The 13,794-nt window shown below is 64.3% G+C and carries 12 protein-coding genes; 2 read left to right on the plus strand and 10 right to left on the minus strand.

Going from position 1 to position 13,794, the window contains the following annotated elements; all coding sequences use genetic code 11:
- Nucleotides 1-16 precede the first annotated feature (16 nt).
- From AB4Y44_RS03995 to AB4Y44_RS04015, 5 genes are all read right to left on the minus strand, one after another.
- Entirely contained in the window at nucleotides 17-511 is a 495-nt protein-coding gene (locus AB4Y44_RS03995) for a GNAT family N-acetyltransferase (protein WP_368698770.1), read from the minus strand.
- Entirely contained in the window at nucleotides 508-780 is a 273-nt protein-coding gene (locus AB4Y44_RS04000) for a DUF1778 domain-containing protein (protein WP_069265413.1), read from the minus strand. The genes AB4Y44_RS03995 and AB4Y44_RS04000 overlap by 4 nt, the downstream gene beginning before the upstream one ends.
- Before the next feature lie 100 nt (nucleotides 781-880).
- Complete coding sequence (locus AB4Y44_RS04005) at nucleotides 881-3,733, minus strand: EAL domain-containing protein (RefSeq protein ID WP_368698771.1); 2,853 nt, start codon at nucleotides 3,731-3,733, stop codon at nucleotides 881-883.
- A 159-nt stretch (nucleotides 3,734-3,892) separates the two neighbouring features.
- Entirely contained in the window at nucleotides 3,893-4,204 is a 312-nt protein-coding gene (locus AB4Y44_RS04010; RefSeq protein WP_368698772.1) for a GIY-YIG nuclease family protein, read from the minus strand.
- Between the two features lie 82 nt (nucleotides 4,205-4,286).
- Nucleotides 4,287-5,459 carry a GNAT family N-acetyltransferase gene (locus tag AB4Y44_RS04015; RefSeq protein WP_368698773.1) on the minus strand — a complete coding sequence of 391 codons (1,173 nt, stop codon included), beginning with the start codon at nucleotides 5,457-5,459 and terminating at the stop codon, nucleotides 4,287-4,289.
- Nucleotides 5,460-5,687: 228 nt separating this feature from the next.
- On the opposite strand from AB4Y44_RS04015, the gene AB4Y44_RS04020 reads away from it, so the two are divergent.
- Together AB4Y44_RS04020 and AB4Y44_RS04025 are read left to right on the plus strand one after the other, a co-directional pair.
- Nucleotides 5,688-7,799, plus strand: coding sequence for an NAD(+) synthase (locus AB4Y44_RS04020; RefSeq protein ID WP_368698774.1), 2,112 nt, complete (start codon nucleotides 5,688-5,690; stop codon nucleotides 7,797-7,799).
- 75 nt (nucleotides 7,800-7,874) lie between these two features.
- Entirely contained in the window at nucleotides 7,875-8,213 is a 339-nt protein-coding gene (locus AB4Y44_RS04025; RefSeq protein WP_342920946.1) for a P-II family nitrogen regulator, read from the plus strand.
- Nucleotides 8,214-8,389: 176 nt separating this feature from the next.
- On the opposite strand, the gene AB4Y44_RS04030 is transcribed toward AB4Y44_RS04025, so the two are convergent.
- From AB4Y44_RS04030 to AB4Y44_RS04050, 5 genes are all read right to left on the minus strand, one after another.
- Nucleotides 8,390-9,565: a porin gene (locus AB4Y44_RS04030; protein WP_254355771.1), complete on the minus strand. Its 1,176-nt coding sequence runs from the start codon at nucleotides 9,563-9,565 to the stop codon at nucleotides 8,390-8,392.
- Nucleotides 9,566-10,144: 579 nt separating this feature from the next.
- Nucleotides 10,145-10,927, minus strand: coding sequence for an ABC transporter ATP-binding protein (locus AB4Y44_RS04035; RefSeq protein ID WP_342920947.1), 783 nt, complete (start codon nucleotides 10,925-10,927; stop codon nucleotides 10,145-10,147).
- 30 nt (nucleotides 10,928-10,957) lie between these two features.
- Nucleotides 10,958-11,680 carry an ABC transporter permease gene (locus tag AB4Y44_RS04040; RefSeq protein ID WP_254318956.1) on the minus strand — a complete coding sequence of 241 codons (723 nt, stop codon included), beginning with the start codon at nucleotides 11,678-11,680 and terminating at the stop codon, nucleotides 10,958-10,960.
- Nucleotides 11,681-11,699: 19 nt separating this feature from the next.
- On the minus strand, nucleotides 11,700-12,389 hold the full coding sequence (locus tag AB4Y44_RS04045; RefSeq protein ID WP_342920949.1) for a histidine ABC transporter permease HisQ: 690 nt from the start codon (nucleotides 12,387-12,389) through the stop codon (nucleotides 11,700-11,702).
- 256 nt (nucleotides 12,390-12,645) lie between these two features.
- Nucleotides 12,646-13,422 carry an ABC transporter substrate-binding protein gene (locus AB4Y44_RS04050; protein WP_368698822.1) on the minus strand — a complete coding sequence of 259 codons (777 nt, stop codon included), beginning with the start codon at nucleotides 13,420-13,422 and terminating at the stop codon, nucleotides 12,646-12,648.
- Nucleotides 13,423-13,794: the final 372 nt, after the last annotated feature.

The following is a 13,794-nucleotide window of genomic DNA, read 5'->3' on the forward strand; positions in this document are numbered from 1 at the left end:
GAAGTAGAGGATGCCGTCATGGCTGGCGTGCTCTCAGGGGGAGCATCAAGGTCATCGGGTGGATAGGCGACGCCCGAAAACCGTAGTGTTCATAGAACTGTTTTGCGCGCTCGTTTAGCGCATGTACAAGCAACGCTCGAACGCCGGCATTCTCGGCGACGGCGTGCACGCGCGCGACAGCATCCTGGAGCAGGGACGCCCCGAGCTTGATGCCCTGGGCACGGGCATCGACTGCGAGCCTTGCAAGCACCATGACCGGCACCGGATCAGGCATGTTGCGCCGCACAGCGCTCGTGGTCTCCTCATGTGCGACGGCCCCCGCCGCCAGGGCGTAGTACCCAAGCACGCATTGGTCAGGGTCGACCACGATGAAGGTGCGGCTGGCGCCGTTCAGATGGTTGGTCAGGGCACGTCGCTTCAACCAGTCATCCAGCGATGGCTCGCCACAACTGAACCCATCAAGTCGATGCGTTGCGGCGAGCGGTTGCGGTGCCGAAAGCTGCATGTTCACGACTTGCCGGTCTTCCACGGTGCCTTGACCGCCATCAGGCGCTCAAGGCCCGGATTCGTGTCCTGTGGCGCATCAAGCAACGCGGTGAACTGGCGGAAGCGTGCCTCGTCCAGGCTGAAAAAGACCTGATCCAGCACAATGGCTTTCGCACGCTCACACGCCGCTTCCAGCATGAAATCAGAGCGATTCTTGCCCAGCAGGCTGGCAGCATGGTCGATCAGGTCGCGCTGCTCGGGCAACGCTCGCAGGTTGATAGAAGCGTCACGCATGAATTCGCCCCTTGATGTGTGTACATTAGATACACATAATAGGGCGGTGTGTAGCTGTTGTCAATACACTCTTGTGAACCGGCGACTCTCACAGGCCCGTTTAGCCTACTTCTGCGACGTCGCGCAGTTCGGGCCCGCGCAGGATGTCGAGCCGCGCGGGCCTGCCCACCGCATAGCCTTGCGCGTAGTCCACGCCCATCGCGATCATCCAGTCCACGATGGCGGCGTCCTCCACGCACTCGGCGATCGTCAGCTTGCCCGCGGCGTGCGCGACCTGATTGATCGATCGCACGATGGCCTGGTCCAGCGGACTGTCGATGATGCCGCGTATGAAGCTGCCGTCGATCTTCAGATAATCGACGTGCAGATGCTTGAGGTAGTTGAACGACGACATGCCCGCGCCGAAGTCGTCGAGCGCGAAGCGGCAGCCCTGCGCGCGCAGGCGTTCGATGAGCGTGATCGCCTCGTCCAGGTTCGTGATGGCGGCGGTTTCGGTGATCTCGAAACACACACGCTCGAACGGGATCGACCAGATGCGCTGCTGTTCCTCGATATAGTCGGCGAGCTGCTCGTCGCCGAGCGAGGCGCCCGAGAGGTTGATCGACCAGGTGCCGTAATCGTGCGTGCCTTCGGCGATCATCGCGAATGCGCTCGCGATCACCCAGCGGTCGATGGCCGGCATGAGGTCGAAGCGCTCGGCCGCGCCGATGAACGCGGAAGGCTCGACGAGCGCGCCGGAGGCGGACTGCATGCGCAGCAGCAGTTCGACGTGCGTGTCGTCGGCCGCCGATGCCGATATGGACGACTGCGCGAGCGAGAGGATTTTCTGGCCGAACAGGCAGAACTGGCCGTTCTCGAGCGCCGCCTTGATGTCGGAGACCCACGCCATCTGCGCGTGCGTCTGCGAGAGTTCCTCGTCGTCATAGCGAAAGCGGTGCACGCGGTTGCGGCCTTTCTTCTTCGCCATGTAGCACGCCACATCCGCGGCCTTCATCACCTCTTTCACGGAAACGAGTCCCGCCGCGTCGCCGACGAGGCCGATGCTCACGCTCGTCTGCACGATGCGCCCGGCGCCCGTGAAGCGGATCGCGGCGATGCCCGAGCGCAGGTTCTCCGCGAGCAGTGACGCGTGCGAGGCCGTGCAGTGCGGCAGCACGACGCCAAATTCGTCGCCACCCAGGCGCGCAATGATCTCCTCGCCACGCAACCCGCTTTTGAGCACGCGGCAAACCTGGCGGATCAGCTCGTCGCCGGTCGAGTGGCCGCAGGTGTCGTTGACGACCTTGAACTGGTCGAGGTCGAGAAACATGACCGCGTGGCCAGGCTGTCCGGCAGGTGCGCTAGCGCTCTCGTCGAGCAACGCGGCCAGACGCCGCTCAAATTCGCGGCGGTTGTAGATGTCGGTGAGCTCGTCGTGGGTCGCCTGGTAGGCGAGGCGGGCGGCATGCTCGCGCAGCGCGCTCACGTCGTAGAGCACGATAACGGTGCCGATCACACGGCGTTGCGCGTCGCGCAGCCTCGACACCGAGTAGTCGACCGCGAGACGTGAGCCGTTCGGGCGCAACACATGCAGACTCGCGCCGCCTGCGTTGCCTGCCGCCAGAGAATTCATCAGGAGATCGAAGCGCTGCTGTTGTTGCGCGTCGTTGCGCAGGTCGCAGATCGCGTCGAACGGTTGCGCGAGCATCCCGGCGGCCGCGCGGCCGAGCATGCGTTCGGCCACCGCGTTGCAGTAGGTCACGCGCGCGTGCTCATCGGTGCGGATCACGGCTTCACCGATCGAGGCCAGCGTGACCTCCGCCAGTTCGCGTTCGGTATAGGCCTTCGCTTCGGCGGTCCTCAGTTCGGAAATGTCGAACAGGCAACCGACCATGCGCACGGCGCGCCCGCGCGCGTCGCGCACCGCCTGGCCGCGCGCGCGGCACCAGCAGTAGCTGCCCGCGAGCGTGCGCAGACGAAACTCCACGTCGAAAGTCGTTGCGCGCGCAAGGTGTTGGCGCAGCGCGTGGCGCACGAGCGTGAGGTCGTCCGGGTGGACGAGCTGGCTGAGTCCCGTGTCGCTTTCGAAGCGCGTGCCCACGTCGTAGCCGAGCTGCTCGTAGAGCCAGTTCGAGAAGTAGCATTGCCGGCTGCCGACCTCCCAGTCCCAGAGTCCGGCGTTGATGCCTTCGAAGCCTAGCGTGAGGCGCTCCTCGTTCTTGCGCACTTCGGCTTCGAGGCGGTCGCTGCGAGCGAGCGCGCGGCGGATGAATTGCGAGAACACGCCGAGCAGCACGATCGCGGAAGCGGCGAGCGCGAGCGTGAGGAGCGAGCGCGTGGCGCGCGCCGCGTCGTCGAGCGAGCGGGAGAAGCCGCTTTCGATGGGCGCGAGCTGGCTGTCGATCTCGCGCAGTTCCTGCACGAGGCCGGTGGATTCGGGCGCGTGCAGTTTGCCCGCCCGAACGAGCGCGTGCAGGCGTTCGCCCGTATCGGCAAGACGCAGGATATAGCGGTCACCGGTCTCCCAGAAGGCCACGGCCGGGCGCATCCACGGCGTGTTCTTGAGCGTGCGGTAACCCCAGGTCATGCCGTCCATGTCGGCGGGCGCGATGCGGCCCAGCTCGAAACCGTGCCGGATCGCTGCGGTGTCCGGCTGCGCGCGGTTCATCTCCAGCCTGGCCGCGCGGTCCCCGAGCGGCACCGCAACGCCGGCGAGGAACGCGCGGTAGTCCGCCTCGTCGCCGGTGCGCGCGTAGCGCTCCAGCGCGTGGACCGCGTCCTTCTGGCCCTTCGACCAGCTGCTTTCCCCCGCCACATAGGCAAGCAGGATCGACATGATCGCGAGGCTGACCGCGGCGATCGCGGCCATGACGGCAGCGAGCAGCCATAACGGCAGCAGGACCGCGGTCGTGCGCCGCAATCCGTGCCACCCGGGGGCAAACCGGCTCGGCTCCGTTTTAATGGGTCTCTTCATGCTTCACCGGTCCCTTCGGCTTGCGAGGTGAAATGAGAGCGCACGCCGGGGGCTAAGACCGGCGTCTTGTGAGCAATAACGGCGAGGGCTGCGGCGGCTTTAGGCTTTAGACGGCGCGTTCGATGAAAAGAGCAAACGCTCTTGCGGCGAGGCGTTTGCTCATTCGGTCGCTGCGGTTTCCGGGGCTGCTTCCGGGGGCAGCGGGGGCAGGACCGATTCGAGCGTGCGCGCGCCGGCCGCGAGCGCGCGCTTTTCGCGCGGGGTGAGGCGCTTGACCCAGTACTCGGCGCTCGAGGCGCGCGCACGGTCGGCGAACTCGAATTGCGCGAGCACCTGCACCGGCTTGCGCGAGCGCGTGTAGCGCGCGCCCGTGCCGCTCGCGTGCTGGGCGAAGCGGGCGGCGACGTCGATGGCGATGCCCGTGTAGACGCTGCCGTCGGCGCATTCGAGCATGTAGAGGAACCACGGCATAGTTCTGGAAGCGATGATCGTTATGGGTGCGGGCGTTTCAGGACGCCCCGCGCGTGAATTTTACTTGCGGGCAACGCGCGAATCACGCTCGAAAAGGATTGCGCTCATTGAGTTCGTGCATGTAGGCGTGAATATGATTCGTCTCGCTCTCGAGAAAGCGCGCGACGGCATCCGAGAACGCCGGATGGGCGAGCCAATGCGCCGAACGCGTGGCGGTGGGCAGGAAACCGCGCGCCATCTTGTGTTCGCCTTGCGCGCCGCCTTCGAACACGTCGAGCTTTTCCTCGATGCAGAATTCGAGCGGCTGATAATACGCGGTCTCGAAGTGCAGACAGGGCACGTGTTCGAGCGCGCCCCAGTAGCGGCCATAGAGCGTACCGCCCTGGCCATTCTCACCGCGCTGCCAGACCACGAGCGAACTCGCGATCGGCTTGCCTTCGCGCTCGGCGATCACGAGCAGCAGATTCTCCGGCATCGTCTCGCCGATCATGCGAAAGAAGTCGAGATTCAGGTACGGCGAAGAGAAATGCTCGCGGTAGGTTTGCCGGTAGCAGCGGCTGAAAAAGCGCCACTCGGTGTCGCTGATGTCCTCGCCGCGCACACGCCGCATCGTCACGCCCGCGTCGTGCACCTTGCGCCGTTCCGCGCGGATGTTCTTGCGCTTCTTCTGCTCCAGCGTGGAGAGAAAGTCGTCGAAGTCGCGATAGCCGTCGTTGAGCCAGTGAAACTGCACGCCTTCGCGCTGCATCATGCCGAGATCGGTCAGCGCCTCGGCGTCTTCCGTGGTCGGAAAGAGCACGTGCAGCGACGAGACGTCGGCCTGCTCGGCGAAGGCGAGCAGCGTCGCGGCCAGATGGCGGCGCGCGGTTGCGTCGGCGGCGATCAGGCGCGTGCCCTGCACCGGCGTGAACGGCACGGCGCACAGGAGCTTCGGGTAGTACTCGAGGCCGTTGCGCTTGTACGCGTCGGCCCAGGCCCAGTCGAACACGTACTCGCCGTACGAGTGGCCCTTCAGATACACCGGCGCGGCGGCGGCGAGGCGGCCCGTGCGCGTGTCGGTGAGCGTGACGAATTGCGCGGCCCAGCCCTCGTTCGGCGTGGTGCAGCGCGTGGCGTCGAGCGCCGCGAGGAATTCGTGGCGCAAAAAGGGCGTAGGCTGCGCCTGGCGCGCGAGCAGCGCGTTCCATTCGGCGGCGTCGACCTCGGACGGTGAGCCGAGGATGCCCGTGCGATAATCGAAATGTTCCTGTTTCATGCGTGCCCGTTGGCGTGGGATGCGGCTTGGGTCGTTCAGCAGCGCCTGGCGCGGCAAACGGTCATGGTAAAGCAAACGTCCCGAGCGGGTGAGGACCGCCGCGCTTCGTGCAGCGGCGTCAGCCAGGCAGCATCGAGCGGCCCCAAAGCGGCATCAAGCGGTGTCAAGCAGCCCGAACGTCAGAGCGCGCGCTTGCGTGTGCAGCGCGCCCGCCTCAAGGTTATCGAAATGAAAGAGCGCTTCTTCAATCTCTATACGCACGGCTTTGCGCGCGTGGCCGTGGGCGTGCCGCGCTGCCGTGTGGCCGATCCCGCATTCAACGCCAGCGAGACGCTCGCGCTCGCGCGCGAGGCCGCCTCGCAGGGCGCGGCGCTCGTCGCGTTCCCTGAGCTTGGGCTCTCGGCCTATACCTGCGACGACCTGTTCCATCAGCAAGCGTTGCTCGACACCTGCGAGCGCGCGCTCGCGCAGATCGTGGAAGCGTCGGCGGCGCTGCCGCTCGTGATGATCGTGGGGCTGCCGGTGCGCGCGGGGCATTCGCTCTTCAACTGCGCAGCCGTCGTGGCGGGCGGGCGTGTGGCGGGCGTCGTGCCCAAGAGCTTCCTGCCGAACTACGGCGAATTCTACGAGCCGCGCCAGTTCAGCGCTGCCGATAGCGCGAGCACCGACACCGTACGTCTCGCCGGCGCGGACGTGCCGTTCGGCGCGTCGCTGCTGTTCGAGGTGCCGCAGGTCGCGGGTCTGCGCTTTCACGTGGAAATCTGCGAGGACGTCTGGGTGCCGATCCCGCCGTCGTCGTTCGCGGCGCTCGCGGGCGCTTCGGTGCTCGTCAATCTTTCGGCGTCAAACGTCGTGGTGGGCAAGGCGGGCTATCGGCAGCAGCTGGTCTCGCAACAGTCGGCGCGCTGTCTCGCCGCGTATCTGTACACCTCGGCGGGCAAGGGCGAATCGACCACCGACATGGCCTGGGACGGCCACGCGCTCGTGTGCGAAAACGGCGAACTGCTCGCGCAGTCGGAGCGCTTCTCCGACGACTCGCACCTCATCTTCGCCGATGTCGATCTCGCGCGGCTGCAGCAGGAGCGCATCCGCCAGACCACGTTCGGCGATTCGGTCCGGCGCCACGCCGATGAAGTCGCGAAGTTCCGCGTGATTTCATGCGAGCTGGCCGGCGAGGGCGCATGGCAGCGCGATGCGCTCGCGCTTTCGCGCCGCGTGGAGCGCTTCCCCTATGTGCCGGCCGATCCGAAGCGGCGCGACGAGCGCTGCAACGAGGTCTACAACATCCAGGTGCAGGCGCTCGTGCAGCGGCTTTCGCAGGCGGGCATCAAGAAGGTGGTGATTGGCGTCTCGGGCGGCCTCGACTCCACGCATGCGCTGCTCGTCTGCGCGAAGGCGATGGATCGCCTCGGGCTGCCGCGCGCGAACATCCTCGCGTACACCATGCCCGGGTTCGCCACGAGCGAGCGCACGCTGCGCCAGGCGCGCGAACTGATGGCGCTGGTGGGCTGCACGGCGCGCGAAATCGACATTCGCCAAAGCTGCATGCAGATGCTCGAAGACCTCGGCCATCCGTATTCGGAAGGCAAGGAAACCTACGACATCACTTTTGAAAACGTGCAGGCCGGCGAGCGTACGAATCACCTGTTCCGCCTCGCCAACTTCAACCACGCGATCGTGATCGGCACGGGCGATCTCTCCGAGCTCGCGCTCGGCTGGTGCACGTATGGTGTGGGCGATCACATGTCGCACTACAACGTGAATGCGAGTGTGCCGAAAACGCTCATCACGCACCTCGTGCGCTGGGTGGCCGAAACGGGCCAGATTGGCCAGAACGGGGAGAGCGGGCGCGACGTGCTCGAAGCGATTCTCGCCACCGACATCAGCCCGGAGCTGATCCCCGGCAAGTCCGATGGCGCGCCCGGGCAGAAAACCGAAAGCACGATCGGCCCGTACGAATTGCAGGACTTCAACCTCTACTACACGCTGCGCTTTGGCTTCGCGCCTTCGAAGGTCGCGTTCCTCGCGCGCCACGCGTGGGGTGACCGCGAAGCGGGCGCGTGGCCCGAGAACGCGAAGGTCGCGCGCAATCAGTACGATCTCGCGTCGATCAAGCGCAATCTGCGTATTTTCCTCGACCGCTTCTTCCGCCAGAGCCAGTTCAAGCGCACCTGCATTCCGAATGCGCCGAAGGTCGGCTCGGGCGGCTCGCTCTCGCCGCGCGGCGACTGGCGCGCGCCCAGCGATTCGGAGTCGGTGGTCTGGCTCGCCGATCTGGAGCGCGTACCCGACGAAGCGGGCGGGGCGAGCGCGGCGCCTGCGGGCAAGCCCTCGGCGTGAGCCCCGGCCGCACAGCGTAGAATCCCGATATGTTCCGAAATTTTCGACAAATCCGATAACGAGACGAGGTTCGCCATGAAACGCATTACTGCCGTGATCAAACCGTTCAAGCTCGACGAAGTGCGCGAGGCGCTCGCCGAAGTGGGCCTCACGGGCCTGACCGTCACCGAGGTCAAGGGCTTCGGCCGCCAGAAGGGCCATACGGAGCTTTACCGCGGCGCCGAGTACGTGGTCGACTTTCTGCCGAAGGTGAAGATCGAGGTGGTGGTCGCGAGCGCCCAGGCCGACCAGGTGATCGACGCGATCATCGGCGCGGCGCGCACCGGCAAGATCGGCGACGGCAAGATCTTCGTGACCGACGTGGAGCGCGTGATCCGCATCCGCACGGGCGAGGAAAACGAAGCGGCGGTCTGAGGCCGCGCGCCTTCGAAGCACCGGAAGCACCCATAGAAAAGGGGACGGCGCCGCTTGCGCGGCCCGTCCCCAGAATAAAAAACGGTGCGATACCCTTTCGGACATCGCACCGATACGCGCCTCTCGCAGCAGCGTGAAAACGTCGATGTAGCTGTTCTTTCTACACTCGCTTCGAATTAGAACGAGTGCTGGATACCTGCGTACACGCCAACCTGGCTGTGGCCCGGAACCGGGTTGCCCGTGCTTGCAGCCGTACCGAAGTTGTTGGCGTTCAGGCCGAAGTTGGCCGTCTTGCTGTTCTGCACCGTGCCTGCCTGGATGTCAAGCAGCGTGCGCTTGGACAGGTTGTACGAGCCGCCGATCGTGTACAGCGTGGCGTTGCCGCCGCCGTTGTTCGCGTTGACGTGGTAGACCGCTGCGATCAGGGCTGCAGCCGGCGTCATTTGCCACGTCACACCGCCCCACTCGTGGTCGAGCGTGGTCGGCTGGCCGATGATGCCCGGATTCATGCCCGACGAACGGATGGCTTCGTAGCCGCCCTGAACCTTGAACGCGCCGAGGAACAGGTTGAACATGGCCATGTAATCGCGCGAGTAAGCGAATACGCCGTTGCCGTTACCTTGCGAGGTGGAGAGCGGCGTCTTCGTGCTGCCGTCCAGCGCGTTGTACAGGCCGCCGAGCTGACCATTGTTCGGATTGCGGATTTCGTCATACAGGCCGCGGATCTGGAACAACGAGCTCGTGTAGGTCAGTTGCAGGCCAGCTTCGCGACCCGACGGCGTCGTGTTGTTGCCGTTCCAGTTCGTCGCGTTCGAGAACGCGTACTGGCCGTACACGTCAAAGCCGTACCAGTTCGGCGACTGGTACGAAATGTTGTTGCTCGATTGCGGCCAGTTGCGGCCACGGACCATCGAAGCCGACGACCAGTTCGACTGACCGAACGGGTCGAAGTCCCAAATGCCGTTGGAGATGAACAGCATGCGGCCAGCCAGCAGCGTACCGAACTGGTCGTTCGCTACACCGATAGTCGCCCAGCGATTCCAGAGCGAGCCGGCCGAGCCGAGCGAGCCGTTCGCGGTGCTGAAGCTGCCTTCCAGGTGGAACAGAACCTTGTTGCCGCCACCGATGTCTTCAACGCCCTTCATGCCCCAGAGGCTGGTGCCCCAGTAGCCGCTTTCGAGCTGAACCTGGCTGGAGCCGTGGGTGGCTTGACCATTCGCGCCGCTGCCGGCACCAATGCCGTTCATATACGCCACACCCATGTCGAGGCGGCCATAGAGCGTGACGCTGCTTTGTGCATGCGCGATCACGCCAGCCGACATCAATGCTGCGGCGAGCAAAGCTTTCTTCATCTTCTCCTCCATACCCTGTCAAAGAGTCAACCTTAGTACTGCGAAAGACGTCCGTGCGCTTGGCGGCGCTGCGAACAGAAATCGTCGCGTGAGGGAGAATTACCCCGAGGACCGGCGTACGGGCTGGTGCCGCTGCATGACCCGCGCTGGGTCGTCTTGCAGGTCCCCTGGTTGACTGGCATCTCCCGTTCTTTTTGAAGTGAAACTACTTTTAATGAACTTTGTTTTGCTACTTTGGTTACTAATTTAGCAAAAAAGGTCCGCGCTGGCGAACTAATTCGTGCTCGCACCCCGGGATGTCGTCAAATTGCAATATGGTCTTCCTGGATGGTGGTCAGAGAGATACTACAAACAGGTCGAAAAGCTTGCGGGACAAGGGACTCACGTCAGTTGAATGGCTGAGTTCAGGATTGCCACTATTGACGAGGGATTTCACAAGGAGTAATGCGAAAAACGCCGTTTTTGCGGCTAAACGGACGGCTTTTCGAGGACGAACGTCCCAAAAAGAAAAGGCGCTGTAAGCGCCTTGTAAAACTACTTTTACTACATGGCCGAAAGGCCGCGACCCAGTGAGTCGTCTTACTTGAGGCTGCCTGAAAGGAACTGGCGCAGGCGCTCGCTCTTCGGATTGGCGAAGACCTCGGCCGGCTGGCCTTCCTCTTCCACGAGTCCCTTGTGCAGGAACATGACGTGGTTCGAAACGTTGCGCGCGAAACCCATTTCGTGGGTGACCACGATCATCGTGCGGCCTTCCTCGGCGAGTTTCTGCATGACCTTGAGCACTTCACCCACGAGTTCGGGGTCGAGCGCCGAGGTGGGCTCGTCGAACAGCATGACGTCGGGGTGCATGGCGAGCGCGCGGGCAATCGCGACGCGCTGCTGCTGACCGCCCGAGAGGTGCGAGGGGTATTGCTTCTCCACGCGCGGCGCGAGACCGACCTTCTCCAGATAGGTGCGTGCGCGCTCTTCGGCTTCCTTGCGCGGCAAGCCCAGCACGTGCACGGGCGCCTCGATCACGTTCTCGAGCACCGACATGTGCGACCACAGGTTGAAGTGCTGGAACACCATGGCGAGCTTGGTGCGCACGCGCTGGAGTTGCTTTGCGTCGGCGGGGTGCAGGGCGCCCGTGCGCTTGTCCGCGCGCGTGGCGACTTCCTCGCCGTCCACCACGATGCGCCCTTCGTTGGGCTGCTCGAGGAAATTGATGCAACGCAGCATCGTGCTCTTGCCCGATCCGGACGAGCCGATCACGCTGATCACGTCGCCTGCATTGGCTTTCAGGGACACGCCCTTGAGGACTTCGTTGTCGCCGTACTTCTTGTGGATGGAGTCGACGAACAGCTTCTGCTTCTGGGAATTCATCAATTGACCTTTAAACACGCCCTCGCGGGCTCACTTGCCTTGCGGTCGCAGGTACGCGAGCCAGCGGCGCTCCGCGCGGCGGAACAGCCACACGAGCGTGAAAGAAATGATCAGGTACAGGAGTGCGGCGATGCCGAACGCGCCGAACGACTGATACGTTGCCGAGTTCACGTCGCGCGCGATCTTCAGGATGTCCGGCACGGTTGCCGTGAAGGCCACGGTCGTCGCGTGCAGCATCAGAATGACTTCGTTGCTGTAGTAGGGCAGGGCGCGGCGCAGCGCCGAAGGCAGGATCACGCGGCGGTACAGCGTGAATTGCGACATGCCGTACGCGCGCGCGGCCTCGATCTCGCCGTAGGGCGTCGCCTTGATCGCGCCCGCGAAGATTTCGGTGGTGTACGCGCAGGTGTTGAGCGTGAACGCCAGCAGCGTGCAGTTCATGCCGCTCCTGAAGAACGCGCTCGTGAGCTCGTGGTTGCGCACGATCTCGAGGCTGTAGAGGCCCGTATAGCACAGCAGCAACTGCACATAGAGCGGCGTGCCGCGGAAGATGTAGGTGTAGAGCCACACGAGCCCGGCGAGCCACTTCCTCTTCGACACGCGGGCCACGGCGAGCGGCACCGAGAGGCAGAAGCCGAGTCCGATCGAGATGACGAGCAGCCATAACGTGATGGCCACGCCGCTGAAATGGTAGCCGTCGGAGAAGAGGTAGTTGCGCCAGTATTGCTGGATCAGTTGGACGAAGTCTTGCATGGTCTTGGCCTCGCGCGATTCAGAGATCCGCCTTGCGCACACCGGTGGAGTAGCGCTTGTCGAGATACATCAGCACGAAGTTGGAGACCGTGGTGATGACGAGATAGATCGCGCCGGCGAGCAGCGTGAAGAAGAAGAAACGCAGCGTGCCCTTGCCAGCGTCCTGGCTTGCCTTCACGACGTCGGCGAGGCCGATGATCGAGACGAGCGCCGTGGACTTCACGAGCACCTGCCAGTTGTTGCCGATACCGGGGAGCGCGAAGCGCATCATCTGCGGGAACATGATGCGCGTGAACACCTGCCAGCCCGTCATGCCGTACGCGTGGCCCGCTTCGAGCTGGCCGCGCGGCACCGCGAGGAACGCACCGCGGAACGTCTCGGTGAAGTACGCACCGTAGATGAAGCCCAGCACGACCACGCCCGCGAGGAACGGATCGATGTCTATCTGATCCCAGCCGAGCATGTCGGTGAGGTTGTTCAGCCAGATCTGGATGCTGTAGAAGAGCAGCAGCATGAGCACGAGATCGGGCACGCCGCGAATGAGCGTGGTGTAGAGCGTGCCCGCGCCGTGCGCGAGGCGGTTTTTGGAGAGCTTGGCCGCCGCGCCGATCAGCCCGAGCACGAACGAGAGCGCGAGCGACAGCACGGCGAGCTTGACGGTCTGCCAGGTGCCGGCGAGGATCAGCGGGCCGTAGCCTTGAAGAAACATGGGCGAGTCCTTGACGGTGCGTTTCTCACACCGCGAAAGGCGCGGCTGTCTGCCGCGGTTCAAATCCGGTCATGGCCGCGCGGTTTTTAGCCTGGTCGCGCGCGGGCCGATGCGATTGCGCTCGTGAGCGCGCCTGTGACTGTATACGAAGCCCGGTGGCGGTCTATCGGGGAGCCCCCGGGGCTTTAATGTGTCGTGGCGCGAGGCGCGAGCGGTGGGTGTCTCGTTGTTTATTTACCTGCGTGTGCGTTCCCGTTCACTTGCCTTTGTAGATATCGAAGTCGAAGTACTGCTTCGCGATCCTGTCGAACGTGCCGTCCGCATGAATCGCGGCCAGCGCCGTGTTGAACTTCGCTTTGAGTTCGGCGTCGTCCTTGCGCAGGCCGATGGCGGTGCCGTCGCCGATCGTCGCCGGGTCTTCCACTTCCGGGCCCGCCCACGCGAAGCCCTTGCCGCGCGGCGTTTTCAGGAAGCCGAAATCCGCCTGGACCTCGTCTTGCAGCGTGGCGTCGAGGCGCCCGGCGATCAGATCCTGGTAGACCTGATCCTGATTCTGGTACGAGATCACGTTCACGCCCTGCGGCGCCCAGTGCGCCTTCGCGTACGCTTCCTGGGTCGAGCCCTGCTCGACGCCCACGTTCTTGCCCTTGAGCGAAGCCGACGTGGGCAGAAGCGGCGAGCCCGTGCGCGCGAGCATGCGTGCGGGCGCATCGAACATCTTCGCGGAGTAGTCGATCTGCTGGGCGCGCTGCGGCGTGATGGTCAGCGACGATACGATCGCGTCGAACTTGCGAGCCTTGAGCGCCGGGATGATGCCGTCGAGGTCGTTTTCGACCCAGACACACTTCACGTTCATGCGCGCGCACAGGGCTTTCGTGAGGTCGACATCGAAGCCGACGATCTGTCCGTTCGGCGCTTTGGATTCGAACGGCGCATAGCTGGCGTCCACGCCGATGCGCACGGTTTTCCACTCTTTGGCGGCGGCACTGCCTGCGATCAGGGCGAGCGCCACGCACACTGCAAACTTCTTCATCATTCTCCTGTCGAGCCGGAGCGAGTGCTTTTTTTAGCACTGACTCCGTCCCATGCACGACTGATACGGGCGGCGCGGCGCGGTAGGGGCGCGCGGCCGACGCAAGGCGGACCGGCTCGTGGCCGTTGGCCGCCATTCTAGGTGATCAAAAATGCGGGTCGGAAAGCGCGACGCACTCCGGCCCCTGCGGCAGCGCGTGCTGGCGGGGCGGATAATCGCCACGGGGTGTCCACCCCGGGGCCATCAGGGCTCACGCCGGCCGAAAAGCGCGGTATTTTACCCGAAGCCGGGGGGCGTGCGGGTCTGACGCAGGGCGACGTCGGCAGCGCAGCGCATTGATGTTGCTGGTGAAACGATGCGGTGCGCCGCTGC

Origin of the sequence: Paraburkholderia sp. BR10937 (assembly GCF_040965695.1) — a bacterium.
Lineage (GTDB): Bacteria > Pseudomonadota > Gammaproteobacteria > Burkholderiales > Burkholderiaceae > Paraburkholderia.